The sequence below is a fragment of the Cryobacterium sp. TMT1-19 genome (assembly GCF_004403055.1).
Taxonomy (GTDB): Bacteria; Actinomycetota; Actinomycetes; order Actinomycetales; family Microbacteriaceae; genus Cryobacterium; species Cryobacterium sandaracinum.
Genome location: NZ_SOHB01000004.1, coordinates 1 through 20,075 on the forward strand (window position 1 = coordinate 1; position 20,075 = coordinate 20,075).

Consider the following 20,075-nt stretch of genomic DNA (forward strand, 5'->3'; position numbering starts at 1 on the left):
CCTCAAGGAAGGCCTCCGGCTGGTCTTCAAACTGCCCCACGACGAAGCCGCCGAGGCCCTGGACAAGTGGGTCGGCTGGGCCCGCCGCAGCCGGATCCCATCGTTCGTGAAACTCCAACGCTCCATCGTCAAGCACCGGGCCGCGATCCTTGCATCGATCGAGCACGGCCTCTCCAACGGCCGCATCGAATCCGTCAATACCAAGATCCGACTGCTCACCCGAATCGCCTTCGGCTTCAAATCACCCGACGCCCTCATCGCCCTCGCCATGCTCAGCCTCGGCGGCCACAAACCCGCACTCCCCGGCCGGGATTAACCCACGGTTACGACAGGAGAGCCGAGATTCTGCCCGTATCGTCCGGAAACAGGCCGAAATCCCGCTCAAACGTCAGAATCTCCGTCGAATTGGTTCGACCCCGGACACGGCCTTCCGCCTGTACTGGGCAGCGTCAACGGGGGCCGGTCAGAATTGGCTTGCCGGGAGCGGTAACCAATCGATGAGGCCTCACTCATCTAGAGCGTGTGCTTCGGACCCTGGTCGAGTGTCGCGCCGGCGGCCAGCAGGTCGCGGATCTCGGTCAGGAGGTCGAGTTCCGTTGTGGGGGCGGCGGCATCGGCGGTGGAGGGAATTCCGACTGCACGGCGACGCTCCTGCGTGTGCTTGAGGTGGTTGAGCGGCATCACGAAGACGAAATAGACGACGGCCGCGACCAGCAGGAAGTTGATGGCCGCGGCGAGCACGAGACCGAACGACAGGCCGCCCCCGCCGGGAAGGCCGATGACCATCGCCTCCGCCAGGCTCTCCGAGTCGAAGATCGCCGCGATCAGCGGGTTGAAGATGCCCGTGACGATCGCGCTGACCACCCCGGTGAACGCCGCGCCGATGACCACGGCGACAGCAAGCTCGATGACGTTGCCGCGCATGATGAATTCTTTGAAGCCCTGGATCATGGTGATACTCCGGTGAGGTCTCGGCGCCGGGACAGGCGAGTGGTGTGCTGAGGTGCTGAGGCGGTGAGGTGCTGGGGGTTAGGAGGCCTTCGCGGCGGACGCGGGCGTGTTGCTGGTGCTGATGCTTGCGACTTTCGTCGGGCCGGAACTGTCTTTCGCGGGGGCCGCGGACTTCTCGCTGGAGGAGCCGGAACCGGTGCCGGAGCCGGAATCGCCCGACTTCGCGTCTGAGCTCTTGTCTGACTTTTTGTCCGGGGTCTTCGACGAGCGCTCGAGCGAGCGCTTCGCATCCGACCGGGCGTCGTTGCTGTAGAAGCCGGAACCGCTGAAGGTCACGCCGATGGACGAGAAGACCTTGCGCAGCTTGCCGCCACAGGTCGGGCACGTGGTGAGCGAGTTGTCGGTGAATGCTTGCTGGATGTCGAACGCGGTGTCGCACTCGGTGCAGCGGTAGGAATAGGTAGGCACTGGAACTCCGATGGGGGACCGGCCCGTGGGCCGGAATCTCCGATTATGAAATGGCTTTCGTTGAACAGGAAGTAGGGGGAGGGCCGATCAGAACGCGATGATGCGCGTGGGGGTGACCAGGCCGTCGACCGGCTGGTCGTGAACCTCGCGGGGCACCTCGTCGACGAATTCGTTGTCGAAGACGACGGCATACACCGGCGGGCACTTCTCCATCGAGCCTAGGGTCTTGTCGTAGTAGCCGCGACCCCAGCCCATGCGCAGGCCGGTCGCATCGACGGCGGCGGCCGGCACGATGATGAGGTCAACGTCGTTGATCGCGATCGGGCCCAGCAGGCTGCCGCCTGCCTCGGGGGCGCCCGAGAGACCCTCGAATTCGGTCTGGTCCTCGCCGACGGTCCAGTCGAGGAGTCCGTCATCGCGGGACACCGGAAACAGCACCCGGATGCCCTGGGCCTCCGCCCAGTTCACGAACGGGCGGGTGTCCGGTTCGTTGCGGGAGGACAGGTAGCAGGAGATGGACCGGGCCGACAGATCCAGAGAGATGCTCTGCAGATTCTGAGTGAATCCGGCCGTCGCGGCCTCCCGCTCGACCGAGGTCAGGTTCTGGCGGCGCTCCCGCAGCTCGGCGCGAAGCGCGCGCTTTCGGTGACCGATATCGGAATCCATATATCTCATCCTAGATGCCGATATCGTAGGGACCATGGGGACACCAATTACCAAAGCCGTCATTCCTGCTGCAGGACTGGGCACTCGTTTTCTTCCGGCCACCAAGGCCATGCCGAAGGAGATGCTGCCGGTCGTCGACAAACCGGCGATCCAGTACGTGGTGGAGGAGGCCGTGGCCGCGGGCCTGACCGACGTGCTGATGGTCACCGGGCGCAACAAGAACGCGCTGGAAAACCACTTCGACCGCATGACCGAACTCGAGGCGATCCTGAAGAAAAAGGGCGACCACAGCCGACTGGAGAAGGTCAACCACGCCACCGACCTGGCCGACATCCACTACGTACGCCAGGGTGACCCGCTGGGCCTCGGCCACGCGGTGCTGCGGGCCAAGATGCATGTTGGCAACGAACCGTTCGCGGTGCTGCTCGGTGACGACATCATCGACGCGCGCGACCCGCTGTTGTCGAAGATGCTCGCCGAGCAGAGCACGCGCAATACCAGCATCATTGCCCTGATGGAGGTGGAGCCCTCACAGATCCACCTTTACGGAGCGGCCGCGGTCGAGGCCACCGACGATCCCGACGTGGTGCGGGTCACCGGGCTGGTCGAGAAGCCCAGCACCGAGGATGCCCCGTCGAACCTGGCCATCATCGGCCGCTACGTGCTACGCCCCGAGGTCTTCGAGGTGCTCGAGCGCACCCAGCCGGGCAAGGGTAACGAGATCCAGCTCACCGACGCGCTGCAGGAGATGGCGCTGAACCCGGTCACCAGCGGCGGCGTGTACGGGGTCATTTTCCGTGGCCGCCGCTACGACACCGGCGACCGCCTCGACTACATCAAGGCCATTGTGCAGCTTGCCGTCGACCGCGAGGACCTCGGACCGGACCTGCGGCCCTGGCTGCACGAGTTCGTCGCCACTCTCGACTAAAACACGCGCGGTAGATTAAGGAAACACCATTTCGGCATTGAGTAGACGGGCACACTGTGGCGATCGCAATACCGACGCTTCATGAGGGTCCCGTCACACTGCGACCGATCCGATTGCGCGACGACCGCAACCTCGACCGTTCCCTGATGGAGAACCGGGGCTGGCTGCGCACCTGGGAGGCCACCAGCCCCTATGCGCCGATGTCCTTCGACACCCGCGCCAGCATCCGCAGCCTGCTTGCGCACTCTCGTGCCGGCAGCGGGCTGCCGTTCCTGGTCGAATACCAGGGCGAGCTGGCCGGCCAGCTCAACGTGTCGTCGATCACCTGGGGCTCCCTGTCGTCGGCCACCATCGGCTATTGGGTGGGCGAGGAATTCGCGGGGAAGGCGATCACGCCCACAGCCGTAGCCCTGGCCACCGACTACTGCTTCGGCCAGCTCGGGCTGCACCGCATGGAGATCTGCATCCGACCCGAGAACGTGCCCTCGCTGCGGGTCGTGGAGAAACTCGGCTTCCGCTACGAGGGTCTGCGTCGCCGGTACATCCACATTAACGGCGACTGGCGCGACCATTTTTGCTTCGGGCTGGTGGCCGAAGAGGTGCGCCAGGGCGTGCTGCACCGCTGGCAGTTCGGCCAGGCGCCGGCCGACGCCGCCCGGGTGACGGACGTCGATCGGGCCGCGGCCGCGCATCCGTTGACGGTGAGTGACCGATGAGTGCGGGAATTGCCCGTGACACACCCTCGATAATCATCACCGCATGGCTACGGCCCTCTTACCTTAGAGATTATGAGTAGCGAGATCCTGGGCGGGGGAGTGATGATTGCGGTCGCGGCTGCCCTGTGGGTGACCTATCTCATGCCGACCTGGGCGCGCCGACGCCAGTACCTCACCACCGAGCGCAACGCTGTTCGCTTGCAGCAGACCATGCGCATTCTGGCGGAGACGTCCGAGGTGCCCCAGCAGGTGCGGCTCGAAGCGAATGCCCGAACCGTCCTGACCCAACGCAAGCTGCTGGCCCAGGCCGAAGACGATGCCCGAGCCGAGGCGAAGGCGGTGACGGATGCCGCCGCGTCCGCCCGGCGCTCCGCCGCGGCCCTGGCCGCCACAAACCGCGCCGCTGCCGCTCGAGAGGTCGCTGCCCAGGCTTCCGCCGTGCGTGCCGGCGCCGTGGGCGCCGGGGTCGTGGCCGGATCGCCGGGTCGCGCTCGCGCTCTGCGTCTGCGCCGGGTGCGAGCGCTGACCTCCCTGATCCTGCTCGGGGGCATCCTCTTCTTCGTCTCCGGGGTTCTCGCGGTGGCAGCGGGCGGAGCCTGGACCGCAGTCCTCGCCGGCCTGGCTACGGTCGCGCTCGCTGTCGGGGCGCTGTCGCGCCTCGCCCGCACATCTCGCCGCGCCCACCAGCACGCTGCCGCCGCGAATGGCTCAGAGGTCAGCTACCCCTCCGCCCGCGTCGGGCAGGCCTTCGAGTCCGTGCACCTCGAGGAGACGCCGGTCGTCGCTCCGAGCTGGACGCCGCTGCCGCTGCCTCGGCCGATGCACCTGTCGCGCGGATCCGTCGCCCAGGCGGCGATGGCATCCGTGGATGCCGCCGCCGAGCTGCGGAAGGTAGCCGCAGAGGCGGAACTCGCCCGCCGGGCCGCGGCCCTCGAGGTGGCCGTCACCCCGCTCACGCGTGCGGCGCCCGGTCGCGAGAATACTCCGGCCGTGCCCGCAGCGAGCCGGTTCGCGTCGATGGGGGTCGTCGGAGACACCGCTCCCGGCATGAGCGACCTCGACGACGTGCTGCGCCGTCGCCGCGCCGTCGGCTGACCGAACCCGGGCCCATTCGGGCTCTAGCGGGCGGTTCGGCGAAACTCGGTCGCCGCGCGTGATATTCTGCATAAGCGGTTAGGGGCTATGGCGCAGTTGGTAGCGCGTCTCGTTCGCAATGAGAAGGTCAGGAGTTCGAATCTCCTTAGCTCCACCGAGATAGTGACAATCGTCAGTCGCAGGCCCCTGGGAAACCGGGGGCCTTCTTCTTTCTGTCTTCGTCTTCAGGCCGACGAGCCATTCCGTCGCCGAACTCGGAGATTTTCGGTTCATGCGGCGTGGTGCGCCGGGGTGAAAGGCGTGTCGCAAAAATCTCCGAAATGAGAGTTTCTGATCCAAGCCGAGTTCACGTGCCGACCTGCGCCGGCCTCAGCCGCCGAGCGCCGATCGGCCGACGAACGTCTCCATGGTGAGCACGGTCGTGCCCTCCACGTCGGTTGTGGACAGCGCCACGCGCACGGCACCGAGCTCGGCCAGGGAGGAAACGTGGGTGCCGCCGCAGGGGATGCGCACGTCGTGTGCCGGCAGCTCACAGACCCAGTACCGGCGGTCGGTCAGCAGTGGGCCGTCCCGGTCGATGCGCACGCTCGCGTCCGTAGCCACCCACCCGGCGAGAGAGGTGTTCAGCATCGATTCGATCTCGGCCAGTTGGTCGGCCAGTTCCTCGGTGACGAAGCCCTTGCGGCGCAGGGATTTGCCGAGCCGGTAGGTGTCCACGGATTCGTTCTCACCGATGAGGGACACGTCGATCGCGGTGCCGTCGAAGTCGGGGCTGCCGAGAGCGTCGGTGCGCACGTCCTTCTTCCACCGGTTTGCGAGAGCCAGGTTGAGGGCGAGGGAGGCGAGGTGGCACGCGGTGTGGCCCGCGGACATCCGTCGCCGGTAGCCGGTGTCGACGACGGCGTCGACCGGCTGCCCCTCGATCAGGGCGGCATGGGGCTGCACGATGTGGGCCACGACGAACGCCCAGCCGGGCGTTCCCTTCGGCACCGGGATGTCCCGGCCGAGATGCAGCGCCGACCCGTCCGTTGCTCCGACGACGCAGTCCAGCACCGGCAGCTCGATTCCCTGGGCGCGCAGCACGGCCCGGTCGGGACCCTGGTCGGGCCAACCCGCGTCGACCGGGTGCACGGGGGTGGTGTCGAGGAGCACGGCAAGCAGTCCGGTCGGGAGCGGCTCGACGTGCAGCACCGTCGCGGTGCTCTCGGTCTGCCCGGCCGGGTAGCTCACTTGGGTGTCCATGGCGGGAAGGGTCATCGGCAGGTCCTTTCGGAACATAAAAGGGTGTTGCCGCGGCTAGCGCGGCAACACCCTGAGTTTAATCGTGGAGCAGGCGCTAGGCCTTGCGCGCCTTCTCGGTCGTCTCGTTCGCCTTGGCGTGCTTGTCGGCACGCTTCTCCTTCAAGGACTTGCCGGCAACCTTTTTGGATGCGTCCTTCTTGGGTGATTTGTCAGCCATGTGTACTCCTTCGAACCGAGCCCCAGCGGCACCGTGACTTCGACCCTACGCGGGTTGCCGCGAAACGGCACCTTCCCGCTCGCACCGGCACCCGGGCCTGTGCAACTTGCGCGCCCGGCCGTAGGCTGAGACCGACGCGCCCCGCCAGGGAGGCAGACGTCTCCACCCGGAGAAAGGGATCCAAATATGAGCGACATGACCACCTACGAGGCCATTTTCTACGGACCCAACGTGATCGCCGCCGGCACGCCCCGGAAACTCGAGTACGTGAACGGCGAGTACCAGCAGGAGGTCGTGCTTGAGGAGACGGAAGACGGCTCAACCGTGCGCCGCAGTTTCCGGATCGGCCACGAAACCGAGGAACCGATCCCTTACCGCTTCGTTGAGGAGGAGACCGAAGACCCGCAGGGCGAAGCGGATATTCCCAACTAGCCGGAACCGCTTGATTCGTCCACCGGGTCAGATCCGGGTGCCGGGGCCGCGGCCGAGCCGAACGGGCAGAGCCATCAGCGGCCCCACGAAGCGGCGCTGAAGCCTGCGCGCCGGACCCCAGACGAACTGCACCACGTACTGGGCGAGGATGGCGCCCGCCGCCAGCGCAGCGGCCACGGCACCGGCGGTCAGCATGCTGAGCAGGCCGTCGATGTTGCCGTCGGACAGCTGCAGCAGGCCGCGGAACAGGATCAGCCCCGGAACGAGGGGGACGAGCGCGGAAACGACGATCACCAGCGGGGGAGTGCGCACGATCCGGGCCGCGATCGCGGCCAGCAGACCGACACCCATGGCGCTGAGAGCCGACGACCAGACCAGGCCGAAGCCGGCGCTCGCCCCACCCAGATAGAGCAGCTCGGCGACGGCGCCGAGCAGGCAGACCACCCAGAACGCCCGCCACGGCACCTGCACGGCGAGGCCGAAACCGGCGACGATGACCATGGCGGCGGCGAGCATCACGGGCAAGTCGGCCAGAGTCGGCGTGAGGTTGGCATCGACGCGCAATTGGAACCCGAAGCGGGCCACCAGCAGTGACGCCCCGGCCACGCCGGTGACCAGGCCGCCCGTGATCAACAGGGCCTCCATCATCCGTGCCGTGCCGGTCAGGTAGAAGCCGGACAGTGTGTCGTGGACCGCGCCGAAGGTGGTGACGCCGGCCAGGAGCATGATGATGGTCGCGATGACGACCAGGGACGGATTCGCCGAGGTGTCGATGAGTGCGACGATCGCGGCGACAATCGGCCCGATCGCCCCGCCCACCACGTTTTGGTAGAAGACGGGAACCTGCCGGCGGTCGAGCGAGGTCGTGATCAGGTCGATGAAGAAGGTGGCGACGAAGGCGGCGACGCAGACAACCAGCCCGCCGCCGATGAGCACGGCGGCCCCGGCTCCGACGAGGCTCCAGCCCAGCCGGCGGTACAGGGCCGGTACCTGCGGCTTGGCGCTGACGATGGTGGCCAGGCGTTTGCGGGCATCGGCGACATCCGGCGGCGAGTCGAGGATCTCGGCGATCAGCTCGGAGGTGGCCGCGAGCTTGCTGTAGTTGAGCGAACGGTACTTGACGTTGCGGCTCCGGGTGATGGACTCGTGCGTGGCCGGGTCCTCGTGGGTGAGCGCGATGATCGTGTGCGTGACGTTGGCCTCGGTTCCCCTCAGCCCGTAGGCGCGGGTGATGGCTTCCATGGCGGCCGTGGCGTCTTCGGCTCCGGCGCCGGCCGCGAAGATGACCTCCGCGAGCCGCATGGTGAGGTCGAGGACCGAGCGGGTGTAGGCGGCGCTGTCGAAGACGTTGATCGCGCGGGTGACATCAGACATCGAGCGGACCCAGCCAGGCGGCAGCCACGGTGGCGTGCGCCGATTCGGCGTCGGACGGGTGGAAGAGCCCGGCAAGAACGTCGCGGTACAGTCGCCCGAGCTCGTTCCCGGCAAAGTACGACGAGCCGCCGCTGACCCGCAGCGCCTGGTCGACGACCAGGCGCGCGGTCTCGGTGGCGCGATACTTCAGACCCGACAGGAGCGGGAACCACCGCGGGCCGTGGTCGGCCTGAGTGGCGAGATCGTGGGCGAGGGCGTCGAGCTGGGGGTACAGGCCATCCATCATCATCGCGGCCTCCGCGACGCGCCAACGGATGTCCGGGTCCTGCGCCAGGGTTCGGCCGTCGTGCTTGAGCGACGTGCGCCGCTTCGCCGCCAGCACGGCCAGCTCGACCGCGCGCCGGCCGATGCCGGTGTACACGGCAGCCAGCAGGATCTCGAAATTGGCGAAGATCGCGAAGATCAGCGGGTCAGGGTTCGGCCCGGGATCCAGCCGCCGGAAGACCTGCTCCGGGCGGGCGGATGCGCCGGTGAGCACGGTGCTGCGGCTCTGGCTGGCTCGCATGCCCAGGGTGTCCCAATCATTCTTCTGACTGACGCCCGGGTCGCCCCGATCGATGAACGCCCAGACGATTTTCGGGCCGTCGACGGAGTCCCGGTCGATCCCCATGGTGCCGAGCCGGGTCCAGGCCGGGGAGAGCGTGGTGAAAATCTTGGTGCCGGTGAACCGGTAGCCGCCGCCTGGCTGCGGGGTGGCCGTCGTGATCGAATCGGAGAGCACGAGGTCGTTGCCCGGCTCGCTCACGCCGAAGCCGAAGATCTCGCCCGCGGCGGCGCCGTGCAGCACGCAATCGAGGCTGTCGTCGCCGCGCTGATGCAGGGTGAGAGCCACGCCCGTCCAGACGAGGTGCATGTTGACGGCGAGGGCCGTGGCCGGGGCGTGGGCGGCGAGCCGGATCTGGTCATCGGCGACCTGCTGCACGCTGCGCCCGAGGCCACCATGGGAGACAGGCACGAGCGAGCGGAGGTAACCGCAGGCGATCAGGTCGGCCAGATCGTCGGCGGGGAACGTATTGTCCCGGTCATGCTTCGCGGCACGAGAACGGATGCGTTCGAGCAGCTCGTCACCGAGCGGGGAGAGTTCGGTAGACGTGTACACCAAATAAGTTTACGCAGGCGTGCGCCGCTTGCGTGCCAACCGGATCACCAGGTAGACGATTGCTGCGACCAGGCCGAGAGCGAGCAGCCAGGGCAGCGCGAAGCCGATGGCCACGATCGCGGTACCGAGGGCTGTCAGGAGGGCGTTCCAGCCGGCCGCGATGGCATCCCAGAAGTCGTCCGGGGTGCCGGGATCCACTGTGCCGGTCGAGTACAGGTCGAGCGTGATGGTCGAGAAATCAACCTGGTCGGACAGGTAGTCCCGCTGCGCCTGCAACCCCTCGAGCTCGCTCTGCCGCTCGGCCAGCGCGTTCTCGACGGCGATCAGGTCGGTCGTGTTCGTGGCGCTCGTCATCAGGGCGAGTAACCGGTCGACCGAGGTCTGCAGCGAGGTGATCCGGGCATCGAGGTCCTGGGTCTGCTGGGTGATGTCCGAGGCGTTGAGCGACACGAAGTTGACGGTGCCGAGCTGCTTCAGCTCCGCCAGCGTGCGGTCGAGCTCATCCGAGGGGATGCGCAGGGTGAGGTTCGCGCTCGCCGGCTGGTTGCCGGTGGCGGGGTTCTCGGTGCGGCTATCGATCCGACCGCCGGCCTGCTCGGTGATGGTGACGGCATCCTGCACGGATGCGATCGGGTCCTTCACGGTGATCGACACCATCCCGGTGGTGATCACGTCGCGCTTGCTGGAGGCGATCTCGCCCGTGCTGCCGTCCGGGAAGGTGCGCGAGTCGAGAGACTCGCCGGGTTCGGCGCCGGGTGTGACGGTCCCCGGATTGACGACGCCCGGTTCGGCGAGGCCCGGGGACGTGGCGGGGCCGCCGGAGTCGGTGGAAGCGCCGGGCACGGAGCATCCGGTCAGCAGCAGTGTACTCAGGAGTACCGCAGCGATCGCGGGTAAACGCTTCATGGCCCCACTGTACGACCGCTGTCGCCGGCTCTGGATCACAATCGAGTCTCGGCATGCGGCGCGCGCTTCGCGTGCATGCGCCGCTTACACCGGTCGCCGAATGGATCGGGGACGCCGTTCACGGCGATACTGGAACCATGACCTGGTGGGCGACCCTCTGCGAACGGCTCGGCTGGTCACGCCCGCCGCTGCTGCACATCGCAATCGATGAGGGAACCGGTCCGGTCGTGATCCTCGTGCACGGCATCGCCTCCTCCTCGGAAACGTTCCGGGAACTGGTGCCACTGCTTGTGCCCAGGCACCGGGTCATCGCCGTCGACATCCTGGGTTTCGGCGAATCGCCGATCCCCGAGGGGTGCGAGTATCGGCTCGAGGACCACGTCGAGGCCCTGGCCACCACGATCCGGTCGCTGAAGCTCCGCGAGCCGTTCATCCTGGTGGGCCACTCCCTCGGCAGCCTGATCGCGGCCCGGCTGGCGGCGATGCCCCGCACCCGCGCGTCCCGTCGAACCCAGGTGTCCCGGGTGGTGCTCGTGGGGCCGCCGGTCTATCTGTCGCCGACCGACATCGGTGACCGCTGGGTGCGGGCCCGGGTGAACGCCTACCTGCGCGCCTACGATTTCCTGCGGCTGAACAAGGAGTTCACTCTCGCGAACGCGGCCATCATCGCACGGCTGCTGCCGAAGGGCATCTTCGAGCTGACGGAGCGCGACTGGACCCCGTTCGTGAAATCGCTGGAGCACTGCATCGAATCGCAGACCGTGGTCAGCGACATCGCGGCCGTGCGAGTGCCGGTCGACGTGGTCTACGGTGTGCTGGACGCCTTCATCGCGGCCGGCTCCATGACGGTGATCGAACGGATGCGCCACGTCACCATGCACCGCGTCGAAGCGAACGACCATCTCATCCGGCCGCGGCTCGCCCGGGCACTGGCCCGGGTCATCGACGCGGACGACAGAGCCGGGGCCGGGGCCTTGTCCGCGGCTGCTGCCTCGTCGGTCACGGCTTCCGCTTTGGCTTCCGTGGCTAGGCTGGAGAAATGGACACACGAACCCTCGGAAAAACCGGCCGAATCGTCTCCGTGATCGGGCTGGGCACCTGGCAGCTGGGAGCGGACTGGGGTGACGTGTCGGAGGCCGACGCGACCGCGGTGCTCGCGGCATCCGTCGACGCCGGCGTCACCTTCTTCGACACCGCCGACGTCTACGGCGATGGCCGCAGCGAGCAGATCATCGGTCGATTCCTGGCCGGCAGCGACGCCGCCGCCGGCATCACCGTGGCCACCAAGATGGGCCGACGGGTCGACCAGCTGGCCGAGAACTATACGCTCGCCAACTTCCGGGCCTGGACCGACCGGTCCCGCACGAACCTCGGCATGGACACCCTGCACCTCGTGCAGCTGCACTGCCCGCCGAGCGACGTGATCGAATCCGACGAGGTCTACGACGCGCTCGACACACTCGTCGCCGAGGGAGCCATCGCCGGCTACGGGGTGAGCGTCGAGACCTGCGACCAGGCTCTCGCAGCCATCGAACGGCCCGGCCTGGCCAGCGTGCAGATCATCCTGAATGCGTTCAGGCTGAAGCCGCTCGAGGCCGTCGTGCCGGCCGCGCGCGCCGCCGGTGTGGGCATCATCGCCCGCGTTCCGTTGGCGAGCGGCCTGCTGACCGGAAAGTACACCCGGGAAACAACCTTCGCGGCGAACGACCACCGCAACTACAACCGCGACGGCAGCGCCTTCGACGTCGGCGAGACCTTCTCCGGTGTGGACTATGAGACCGGCCTGGCAGCCGCCGCGGAGTTCGGGGCGCTCGTGGGCTCCCTGACCGAGGAGCTCACGCCCGCGCAGGCCGCGTTGGCCTGGGTGGCCCAGATTGACGGCATCAGCTCGGTCATCCCCGGGGCCCGATCGGTGCAGCAGGCTCGCGGCAACGCCGCTGCCGGTTCGGTCGCCCCGCTCAGCCTCGGGCTCAACGAGGGCGTGCAGGATATCTACGACCGGATGCTGCGCGAGCAGATCCACCGCCGCTGGTAGCACCTGTCCGGTCGGGAGTGCCAGTTCCGCGGGTCGCTCTCGACCGGAACGGGGACTCTCGCGCGGACCTGTGGAGGCGGCATTGTCGCAAGGCACTGCGGCTCCGGCGAACCAATTCGACGGAGATTTTTGGGTTGAAGCCGGTTTCCGGCTTGTTTGGGCGGGTTTCGGTCGAAATCTCCGTCGAATTCGTCAGGGGTGCGGGAGAGGGGCGCGGGAGAGTGGCGCGGGGCCCTAAGCGCGACCCGCGGGCACCGATCCGGGTCGAGCTGAGATTCAGTCCAGGTCGTCGGGATCTCTGCCGGTGCGCTGGCCGGCGTCGATGGCGGCGATGGCGGCATGGTCGCCGGCGTTGAGTGTGAAGTCGAAGACGTCGAAGTTTTCCCGGATGCGCACCGGTGTCACCGACTTCGGAATCACCACATTGCCCAGCTCGAGGTGCCAGCGGATGACCACCTGTGCGGCCGTCTTGCCGTGCCGGGCGCCGATGGCGTCGAGGGTCTCGTTGCCGATCGCGCGGCCGCGGGCCAACGGCGACCAGGCCTCGGTGAGGATGCCGTGCACCGCGTCGTACTCGCGCACGGTACACTGCTGCAGCCACGGGTGCAGCTCCACCTGGTTGAGGACCGGAACGACATCCGTTTCGGCCAGCAGACGGTCCAGGTGGTGCGGCTGGAAATTGGACACCCCGATCGACCGGGCGCGACCTGAGGCGCGCAGCGTCTCGAGGGCGCGCCAGGTGTCGACGAAGAGGTCCTGGCGGGGTGCGGGCCAGTGGATCAGAAAGAGGTCGACGTAGTCGAAGCCGAGTTTGCCGAGGCTCACGTCGAAGGCGCGCAGGGTCTTGTCGTAGCCGTGCTGGTCGTTCCAGACCTTCGTGGTGACGAACACGTCCTCACGGGGCAGGCCGGAGCGGGCGATACCCTGGCCGACGCCGGTCTCGTTGTCGTAGAGCGCCGCGGTGTCGATGTGGCGGTAACCGGCCTCCAGGGCGACCTGCACAGCGTCGGCCGCCGCGGCATCCGCGATCTTGTACACGCCGAGACCGAGCTGGGGGATACCGTGTCCGTCATGCAGGGGAAGTAACGGTGAGAGCGTCATCCCCCCATCTAACCTCGTCCTACTGCGCCGAGGCGTGAACCGACACGATTGAGGGGTGCGCGCGACGCTCAACCTCGCAATTGTGTCGGTTCACCGCGCGATGAGCGGAGGCGGCTAGGAGACCTGCACCTGGATCGGTGCGGTGTCGGGGAGCGGGCTCGCATCGCGGCCGCGCAGGTCGGGGTGCCAGCGCCGGCCGAGCGCGGGGATGATCGTGCCGAGCCCCGCGAAGCCGGCCGCGACCAGGATGGCCGCCGTGGCGCCGCTCTGGTCGATCATGAAACCGGCGATGGCGGAACCCAGGGCGGCGCCCATCAGCTGGCCGGTGCCCACCCAGCCGTAGGCCTCCGCGGTGTCACTGAACTTGACGCTCGCGGACACGATGCCGAACAGAACGGCGAAGGCCGGCGCGATTCCGATTCCCGCCAGCAGCAGGGTGGCGGCCAGCCACCAGAAGCTGAGCCCGAGGGTGGCGAGCCCGAGGCCGACGGTGACGATGAGCATCCGTGCGGCCAACGCCCAAGGGCCGATCGGGGCGTGGCCGAGGGCGAGCCCGCCGATCAGCGAGCCGAGAGCGAAGATGCCGAGCACCCAGCCCGAGTCCGCGCTGCCGTGCCCGAACGCGGCCACCACACCCGCCTCGACCGAGGCGCAGGCGGCTACCAGCATGAAGCCGACGATGGTGCTGAGCATGACCGCCGGGCGTTTGAGAACGACGCCGAGTTTGCGGCGGCTACGGGGGATGCGCACCCGGCTGACCTCGGGCAGCACCAGAAACCAGACGCCGCCGCCGATGAGGAAGATGGCGGCGAGCAGGATGCCGGCGACCGGGCTGACCTGGATGGCCACGAACGTGGCAATCACCGGGCCCAGCACCCAGATGATCTCCTGGGCCGACGCGTCGAGCGAGAACAGCGGCGTGAGCTGGCGGGAGTTGACGATCTTCGGGTAGATGGTGCGCACGGCCGGCTGAATCGGCGGTGTGGACAACCCGGCGATGAGCCCCACGGCCATCAGAACATAAATGGGCATGCTGACCAGAGCCATTGTCACGATGGAGGTCGCGCAGACGACGAGGGTGGCCGTGATCACCGGACGCATGCCCCAGCGGCCCATCAGTCGGCTGGTGAGCGGCCCGGCGACGGCCTGGCCGATGCTCATGGCGCCCAGCACGAGGCCGGCGGCGCCATAGGAGTCGAAGACCTGCTCGATGTGGATCAGGAACGCGAGCGACAGCATCCCAAAGGGGAACCGAGCTGTCAGTTGTGCGGCGATGACGCGAGCAACGCCCGGAGTCTTCAAAAGGGTCCAATAGCTGCTCACTTACTCAAGTCTACGTCCGCCGAGGTAGCGTGAGCGCGTGCGAATACTGATCACGGCCGACGAATTGGCAGCCATGCTTGAGTCCCGAAGCGACGTTCGGGTGCTGGACGTGCGCTGGAGGCTGGGTGGCCCGCCCGGGCCGGACGAATACCGGGCCGGCCACATCCCCGGCGCCGTGTACGTCGACCTGGAGACCGAGTTGGCCCGGCCCGGCGAACCGGCCGACGGGCGGCATCCGTTGCCCACCCGTGCGACGCTGCAGGCAGCCGCGCGCCGCTGGGGGCTTCGTGACGGCGACACGGTCGTGGTCTACGACGACCTGGGCGGGGTGTCGGCAGCCCGTGCCTGGTGGCTGCTGCGTCACGCCGGGGTGCGCGACGTGCTGCTTCTCGACGGGGCGCTCGCCGCCTGGCGCGCCGCCGGCCTGCCGCTCGCGGTCGGCGAGCTGGCCACAACAGAGCTGAGCGCGGAAACGGTCCGTCCGGGCACGATCACCCTCTCCGACGGGGTGCTGCCTGTGCTCGACACGGATGCCGCCGCCGCGCTCGCGCAGACCGGCGCGCTCCTCGACGCCCGCGCTGCGGAGCGCTACCGCGGAGACACGGAGCCGATCGATCCTCGGGCCGGCCACATCCCCGGCGCGATCAGCGCGCCCACGGCCGACAACCTCACCCTCGACGGGCGCTTCCTCCCGGCCGCCGATCTGCGCGCCCGGTTCGAGGCGCTCGGAGTCACGGCGGGCGGCAGGGTGGGCGTCTACTGCGGCTCCGGCGTCACCGCCGCGCACGAGGCGGCCGCTCTGGCCATCGCCGGGTTCTCACCGGCGCTCTACCCCGGCTCGTGGTCGCAGTGGTCCAACCTGCCGGGCCGCCCGGTCGCGACGGGCGACCCTCGGGCGTGAAATCCGCGCGAAACACGCTTCCGGTCATACTGAGACTCGGGGAAGCCTGTCCACGCTCAGTAGGGCTGGCCCAAAACGTTATCTGCGCACGGAATCCGCGTGAGCGTGCTGTTATATGCTCGCTTTTGTCGAATTCCGTTAACGGACCTCAAAGACGAACCAGACACATCCGACAACCACGAAAAAGGTTACGCAATGCGCGCTCAATACCTGCTCCCGGCTCTCGCCGCCGTCACGGCACTCCTGCTCACCGGCTGCGTTGACAACTCCACGGACACCACGGGCGGAGCGACGGCCGACTCCTCCGCCAGCGAGATCGCCGTGGACGACGCCGCCGCCGCGATGCTTCCCGCCGAGGTGGCCGACTCCGGCACGCTCGTCATCGGGACCGACCCGACCTACGCTCCCAACGAGTTCAAGAACGAAGCCGGTGAGCCGATCGGCTGGGGCATCGAGATCGCTGAGGCCGTCGCAGCCAAGCTCGGCTTGGAGCCGGAATTCCAGGTCGCGAAATTCGACAACATCATTCCGAGCGTGACCGGCGGCAAGGCCGATATCGGCGTGTCCTCCTTCACTGACAACGTCGAGCGGGAGAAGCAGGTCGACTTCGTCAACTATTTCGTCGCCGGCATCCAGTGGGCCTCGGCCGTCGGCAACGACGTCGACCCGGACAACGCCTGCGGGCTGAAGGTCGCCGTGCAGGCCACCACGTATGAGGACACCGACGAAGTGCCGGCCAAGAGTGACGCCTGCGTCGCGGCCGGCAAGCCGGCGATCGACAAGCTGAAGTACGACACCCAGGACCAGGCCACCAACGCGGTCGTGCTGGGCCAGGCCGACGCGCTCAGCGCCGACTCGCCCGTCACTCTCTACGCGATCGCCCAGACCGAGGGCAAGCTGCAGCCGGCCGGAGAGACCTTCGACGTGGCGCCCTATGGCATCGTGGTCGCCAAGGACTCCGAGCTGACCAAGGCCGTGCAGGCTGCGCTGCAGTCCATGGTCGACGACGGCACCTACGGTGACATCCTCGACGAGTGGGGCGTCGCGGATGGTGCGATCGAGACGATCACGATCAACGCCGCGTCGAACGGATAACGTATGAGCACCACGACTCCACCGAAGGCGGGCGGGGCAACCCGCCCGCCCGGGGAACCGGCCCCATCGGTGCCGATCAAGGCCATCAAGCTGCGGCATCCGTGGAGGATGGTGTTCGCCATTCTGCTTGTGGTGGTCTTCGTCTCCATCGTCGTCGACGCCGCGCTCCGGCCGGCCTACGACTGGCCCGCCGTCGGCAAGTACCTCTTCGACCGCCGCATCTCGCAGGCGGCCGTCGTGACCCTGCAGCTGACCGTGTACTCCATGGTCATCGCGATCGTCCTCGGGGTGATCCTGGCCGTCATGCGGCTCTCGCCCAACCCCGTGGTGAAGAGCCTGGCCTGGTTCTACCTGTGGATCTTCCGTGGCACCCCGGTTTACGTGCAGCTGACGATCTGGGGTCTGATCTCGCTGATCTACTCGAGCATCGACATCGGCATCCCGTTCATGGACCCGTGGGTGTCCTTCTCGACCAACGCGGCACTGAGCACGTTCACCATCGCCATCATCGGGCTGGCCCTGAACGAAGCGGCCTATATGGCTGAAATCGTGCGCGCCGGCCTCCTGGCCGTGGACAGCGGCCAGGAGGAGGCTGCGACGGCGCTCGGAATGAGCTGGTCGCAGACCATGACGCGGGTGATCCTGCCGCAATCGATGCGCGTGATCATCCCGCCGACGGGCAACGAGGTCATTTCGATGCTGAAGACCACGTCGCTCGTCACCGCCGTGCCGTTCAGCTTCGAGCTGTTCACCCGGTCGCGGGATATTTCCGCGGAGACGTTCAACCCGATCCCGCTTTTGATCGTGGCCTCGATCTGGTACCTGTTCTTCACGTCCATCCTGATGGTCGGCCAGTACTTCCTCGAAAAGCGGTTCGCCCGCGGCGTGGGCGACCGGCAGCCGGATCGCAAGGATGCCGTCGGCACCGGAACGGGAACCCTCACCGGGGTCGTCCCCGTCATCGGTTCCGGGCAGCCGTCGGTGACCGCACCGCCGCGCGAGAACGATCCACCAGCCCACCCCGGAGGCGTGAAATGACCGACGTGAACACGCAGGCCGGGGCATCCGTCACGATTCCTCCCATGGTTCTGGCCGAGCAGGTATCGAAGAGCTTCGGCTCGAACGAGGTGCTCAAGAGCATCTCCCTCGAGGTGAAGCGTGGCGAGGTGATGTGCCTGGTCGGGCCCAGTGGGTCGGGCAAGTCCACGTTCCTGCGCTGCATCAACCACCTCGAGGTGCTCTCCGCCGGTCGGCTCAGCGTCGACGGCGAGCTGATCGGCTACCGGGAGACCAACGGCAAGCTCTACGAGATGGCACCCAAGGAAGCGTCCCGTCAGCGACGGGACATCGGCATGGTGTTCCAGCGGTTCAACCTGTTTCCGCACATGACGGCGCTACAGAACGTGATGGAGGCGCCGATCCGGGTGAAGGGGCTGTCGAAGGCCCAGGTGGAGCGGAGCGCTCTCGATTTGCTGGCCAGGGTGGGTCTGGCCGAACGCGCCGACTACTACCCGGCGCACCTGTCGGGTGGGCAGCAGCAGCGGGTGGCGATCGCCCGCGCACTCGCGATGGAACCCAAGCTCATGCTCTTCGACGAGCCGACCAGTGCGCTCGACCCTGAGCTCGTCGGCGAGGTGCTCGACGTGATGAAGGGTCTGGCCAAATCGGGCATGACCATGATCGTGGTCACCCACGAGATGGGCTTTGCCAAGGAGGTCGCCGACTCGCTCGTCTTCATGGACGGCGGTGTGGTCGTCGAAGCGGGCGACCCGGACGAGATCCTGACGAACCCGCAGCACCGCCGCACGCAGGCGTTCCTGTCGAAGGTGCTCTAGAAATAGTGCTCTAGAAATGTTGCTCTAGAAATGTTGCTCTAGGAAAACCGCAGCGACCGTCGCCGTTTGTGCCGAGAGTACCCGCCGTTGCGGCGACTCTCGGCACAAACGGCGATTCTCGTTCGGGCCGAGCAGTGTGACGCCGAGCCTGCCCTACGCCGGGCGGCTCTGCGGTGCGGTAGCCGCGGTCATCGCGGAATCGTGCTCCACGACGTCGCCGAGTACCTCGTCGATCTGCCTCATGCTCTCGGCCGGGATCTTCACTCCCGCGGCCTCGACGTTCTCGCGCACCTGCTCGGGGCGGGAAGCTCCGACGAGGGCTGCCGAGACGTTGTCGTTCTGCAACACCCAGGCCACGGCCAGTTGCGCCATCGACAGGTTGAGGTCGGCGGCGATCGGCTCAAGGTTCTGCACCCGGGTGAGCACGTCGTCGTTCATGAAGCGGCTGATCATGTCGGCGCCGCCCTTGAGGTCGGTGGCGCGCGAGCCGGCCGGCGGGGCCTGTCCTGCCTTGTACTTGCCGGTGAGCACACCCTGGGCCACGGGGGACCAGACGATCTGACCGACGCCGAGCTCGCGCGAAGTCGGCACGACCTCGTCTTCGATGACGCGCCACAGCATCGAGTACTGCGGCTGGCTCGAGATCAGGCTGAAGCCCAACTCCTGGGAGAGGGCGTGGCCGGCTCGCAGCTGCGCGGCGGTCCACTCGCTGACGCCGATATAGAGCGCCTTGCCCTGCCGAACGATGTCGGCGAAGGCCTGCATCGTCTCCTCCAGTGGGGTCTCGGTGTCGAAGCGGTGGGCCTGGTAAAGGTCGACGTAATCGGTCCGCAGCCGGGTCAGAGAACCGTTGATCGACTCCATGATGTGCTTGCGGGACAGCCCGACGTCGTTGTGGCCGCGCGGGCCGGTCGGCCAATAGACCTTGGTGAAGATCTCGAGGCTTTCGCGGCGGTGGCCCTTGAGGGCGTCGCCGAGAACGGACTCCGCCTTCGTGTTGGCGTAGACGTCGGCGGTGTCGAAGCTGGTGATCCCCACGTCGAGCGCGGCATGCACGCACTGCGTGGCGATGTCGTTCTCGACCTGCGAACCGTGCGTGAGCCAGTTGCCGTAGGTGATTTCGGAGATTTTCAGGCCTGATGAACCGAGATAGCGGAATTCCATGCCTACAGCCTAAGCGGAGCGGTCCCACTGTCGCTGGGTGAAAAAGCGGACGCATGTCGAGCATGTCGAGCATGTCGAGCCTGTCGAGCATGTCGAGACCTGGGACCAGGGGCCAGGGACCCCCTATCCGTTCTTCCGTTCGACCGCGTCCGTCAACCGGGTGCGGGACTTGGTCACGTTCCGCCATTTGCGGGCCCCGGTCTCCAGCCAGGGTGGTGCCATGATCTGCACGGCGCCGCGGACCATCCGGATTGCCCAGCCGGAGGCGGCGAGGTAGCGGTGATGCCACCAGCACAGACACACGCCGTTGTCGGTGTGCGTCGGTCCGCCCTCGGAGTGCGGGATCACGTGGTGGATCTCGGTCATCGCGGCCGGGATTTTGCAGCCCGGGATGATGCAGGTGCCGTCGCGGAGCTGAATCGCCCGGCGTTGCGCGGCGGTGAAGCACCGTTCGGGTGAGCCGAGGG

The 20,075-nt window shown here is 67.4% G+C and carries 23 protein-coding genes and 1 tRNA gene; 12 read left to right on the plus strand and 12 right to left on the minus strand.

Annotated elements, in window-relative coordinates:
* Positions 1–316 (plus strand): transposase (locus tag E3T40_RS00630; RefSeq protein ID WP_166786530.1); only part of this gene is annotated, 316 nt, incomplete at its 5' end.
* Positions 317–513: 197 nt separating this feature from the next.
* Here the strand turns inward: E3T40_RS00630 and mscL are convergent.
* The 3 genes from mscL to E3T40_RS00645 form a co-directional block, all read right to left on the minus strand.
* A complete protein-coding gene (mscL, locus tag E3T40_RS00635; RefSeq protein ID WP_104171879.1) occupies positions 514–951 on the minus strand; it encodes a large conductance mechanosensitive channel protein MscL in 438 nt (145 codons plus the stop codon).
* A gap of 78 nt (positions 952–1,029) precedes the next feature.
* Entirely contained in the window at positions 1,030–1,419 is a 390-nt protein-coding gene (locus tag E3T40_RS00640; RefSeq protein WP_104171880.1) for an FmdB family zinc ribbon protein, read from the minus strand.
* Between the two features lie 87 nt (positions 1,420–1,506).
* Positions 1,507–2,085 carry a 5-formyltetrahydrofolate cyclo-ligase gene (locus E3T40_RS00645; protein WP_134542411.1) on the minus strand — a complete coding sequence of 193 codons (579 nt, stop codon included), beginning with the start codon at positions 2,083–2,085 and terminating at the stop codon, positions 1,507–1,509.
* A 34-nt stretch (positions 2,086–2,119) separates the two neighbouring features.
* Between E3T40_RS00645 and galU the strand changes: the two genes are divergently transcribed.
* The 4 genes from galU to E3T40_RS00665 all read left to right on the plus strand — a co-directional run bounded on the left by galU (position 2,120) and on the right by E3T40_RS00665 (position 4,978).
* On the plus strand, positions 2,120–3,013 hold the full coding sequence (gene galU, locus E3T40_RS00650) for a UTP--glucose-1-phosphate uridylyltransferase GalU (RefSeq protein ID WP_104099575.1): 894 nt from the start codon (positions 2,120–2,122) through the stop codon (positions 3,011–3,013).
* 56 nt (positions 3,014–3,069) lie between these two features.
* Positions 3,070–3,729, plus strand: coding sequence for a GNAT family N-acetyltransferase (locus E3T40_RS00655; RefSeq protein WP_104099574.1), 660 nt, complete (start codon positions 3,070–3,072; stop codon positions 3,727–3,729).
* A 72-nt stretch (positions 3,730–3,801) separates the two neighbouring features.
* Positions 3,802–4,824: a hypothetical protein gene (locus E3T40_RS00660; RefSeq protein WP_104171883.1), complete on the plus strand. Its 1,023-nt coding sequence runs from the start codon at positions 3,802–3,804 to the stop codon at positions 4,822–4,824.
* Positions 4,825–4,905: 81 nt separating this feature from the next.
* Positions 4,906–4,978 (plus strand) — tRNA-Ala (locus E3T40_RS00665).
* Between the two features lie 215 nt (positions 4,979–5,193).
* Here E3T40_RS00665 and E3T40_RS00670 read toward each other — a convergent pair.
* Positions 5,194–6,081, minus strand: a complete 888-nt coding sequence (locus E3T40_RS00670; protein ID WP_104171913.1) for a metal-dependent hydrolase — start codon at positions 6,079–6,081, stop codon at positions 5,194–5,196.
* Positions 6,082–6,160: 79 nt separating this feature from the next.
* A complete protein-coding gene (locus E3T40_RS17235) occupies positions 6,161–6,283 on the minus strand; it encodes a hypothetical protein (RefSeq protein WP_255408599.1) in 123 nt (40 codons plus the stop codon).
* Between the two features lie 186 nt (positions 6,284–6,469).
* Here E3T40_RS17235 and E3T40_RS00675 point away from each other — a divergent pair, with 186 nt between their 5' ends.
* Entirely contained in the window at positions 6,470–6,715 is a 246-nt protein-coding gene (locus E3T40_RS00675; protein ID WP_104171884.1) for a hypothetical protein, read from the plus strand.
* Between the two features lie 27 nt (positions 6,716–6,742).
* Here E3T40_RS00675 and E3T40_RS00680 read toward each other — a convergent pair whose 3' ends face one another.
* Genes E3T40_RS00680 through E3T40_RS00690 form a run of 3 tightly spaced genes read right to left on the minus strand, consistent with a single transcriptional unit; the run spans position 6,743 to position 10,154 of the window.
* Complete coding sequence (locus E3T40_RS00680) at positions 6,743–8,089, minus strand: threonine/serine exporter ThrE family protein (protein WP_104099570.1); 1,347 nt, start codon at positions 8,087–8,089, stop codon at positions 6,743–6,745.
* Positions 8,082–9,248, minus strand: a complete 1,167-nt coding sequence (locus tag E3T40_RS00685; RefSeq protein WP_241981622.1) for an acyl-CoA dehydrogenase family protein — start codon at positions 9,246–9,248, stop codon at positions 8,082–8,084. Before E3T40_RS00685 ends, E3T40_RS00680 begins: the two co-directional genes overlap by 8 nt.
* A gap of 9 nt (positions 9,249–9,257) precedes the next feature.
* A complete protein-coding gene (locus E3T40_RS00690; protein ID WP_134542413.1) occupies positions 9,258–10,154 on the minus strand; it encodes a DUF4349 domain-containing protein in 897 nt (298 codons plus the stop codon).
* Positions 10,155–10,207: 53 nt separating this feature from the next.
* On the opposite strand from E3T40_RS00690, the gene E3T40_RS00695 reads away from it, so the two are divergent.
* Together E3T40_RS00695 and E3T40_RS00700 are read left to right on the plus strand one after the other, a co-directional pair.
* On the plus strand, positions 10,208–11,239 hold the full coding sequence (locus E3T40_RS00695) for an alpha/beta fold hydrolase (RefSeq protein WP_241981623.1): 1,032 nt from the start codon (positions 10,208–10,210) through the stop codon (positions 11,237–11,239).
* Positions 11,194–12,189, plus strand: coding sequence for an aldo/keto reductase (locus E3T40_RS00700; RefSeq protein ID WP_134542414.1), 996 nt, complete (start codon positions 11,194–11,196; stop codon positions 12,187–12,189). Before E3T40_RS00695 ends, E3T40_RS00700 begins: the two co-directional genes overlap by 46 nt.
* Positions 12,190–12,465: 276 nt before the next feature.
* Here E3T40_RS00700 and E3T40_RS00705 read toward each other — a convergent pair whose 3' ends face one another.
* Together E3T40_RS00705 and E3T40_RS00710 are read right to left on the minus strand one after the other, a co-directional pair.
* On the minus strand, positions 12,466–13,290 hold the full coding sequence (locus E3T40_RS00705; protein ID WP_134542415.1) for an aldo/keto reductase: 825 nt from the start codon (positions 13,288–13,290) through the stop codon (positions 12,466–12,468).
* Positions 13,291–13,404: 114 nt separating this feature from the next.
* Positions 13,405–14,613: an MFS transporter gene (locus tag E3T40_RS00710; RefSeq protein WP_104193709.1), complete on the minus strand. Its 1,209-nt coding sequence runs from the start codon at positions 14,611–14,613 to the stop codon at positions 13,405–13,407.
* Between the two features lie 37 nt (positions 14,614–14,650).
* On the opposite strand from E3T40_RS00710, the gene E3T40_RS00715 reads away from it, so the two are divergent.
* The 4 genes from E3T40_RS00715 (at position 14,651) to E3T40_RS00730 (ending at position 18,444) form a co-directional block, all read left to right on the plus strand.
* A complete protein-coding gene (locus E3T40_RS00715; RefSeq protein WP_104193708.1) occupies positions 14,651–15,514 on the plus strand; it encodes a sulfurtransferase in 864 nt (287 codons plus the stop codon).
* Positions 15,515–15,709: 195 nt separating this feature from the next.
* Positions 15,710–16,609 (plus strand): ABC transporter substrate-binding protein, encoded by a 900-nt coding sequence (locus tag E3T40_RS00720; RefSeq protein ID WP_104171890.1) that lies wholly within the window; start codon positions 15,710–15,712, stop codon positions 16,607–16,609.
* Between the two features lie 3 nt (positions 16,610–16,612).
* The gene (locus tag E3T40_RS00725; RefSeq protein ID WP_134542416.1) at positions 16,613–17,647 is read left to right on the plus strand and encodes an amino acid ABC transporter permease; all 1,035 of its coding nucleotides are present in this window, start codon (positions 16,613–16,615) and stop codon (positions 17,645–17,647) included.
* Positions 17,644–18,444: an amino acid ABC transporter ATP-binding protein gene (locus E3T40_RS00730; RefSeq protein ID WP_104171892.1), complete on the plus strand. Its 801-nt coding sequence runs from the start codon at positions 17,644–17,646 to the stop codon at positions 18,442–18,444. Before E3T40_RS00725 ends, E3T40_RS00730 begins: the two co-directional genes overlap by 4 nt.
* 153 nt (positions 18,445–18,597) lie before the next feature.
* On the opposite strand, the gene E3T40_RS00735 is transcribed toward E3T40_RS00730, so the two are convergent.
* Together E3T40_RS00735 and E3T40_RS00740 are read right to left on the minus strand one after the other, a co-directional pair.
* Positions 18,598–19,608 carry an aldo/keto reductase family protein gene (locus E3T40_RS00735; RefSeq protein ID WP_104193707.1) on the minus strand — a complete coding sequence of 337 codons (1,011 nt, stop codon included), beginning with the start codon at positions 19,606–19,608 and terminating at the stop codon, positions 18,598–18,600.
* 123 nt (positions 19,609–19,731) lie between these two features.
* Positions 19,732–20,075, minus strand: a 344-nt coding sequence (locus E3T40_RS00740; protein ID WP_134542417.1) for an HNH endonuclease signature motif containing protein, incomplete at its 5' end; no start/stop codon positions are given.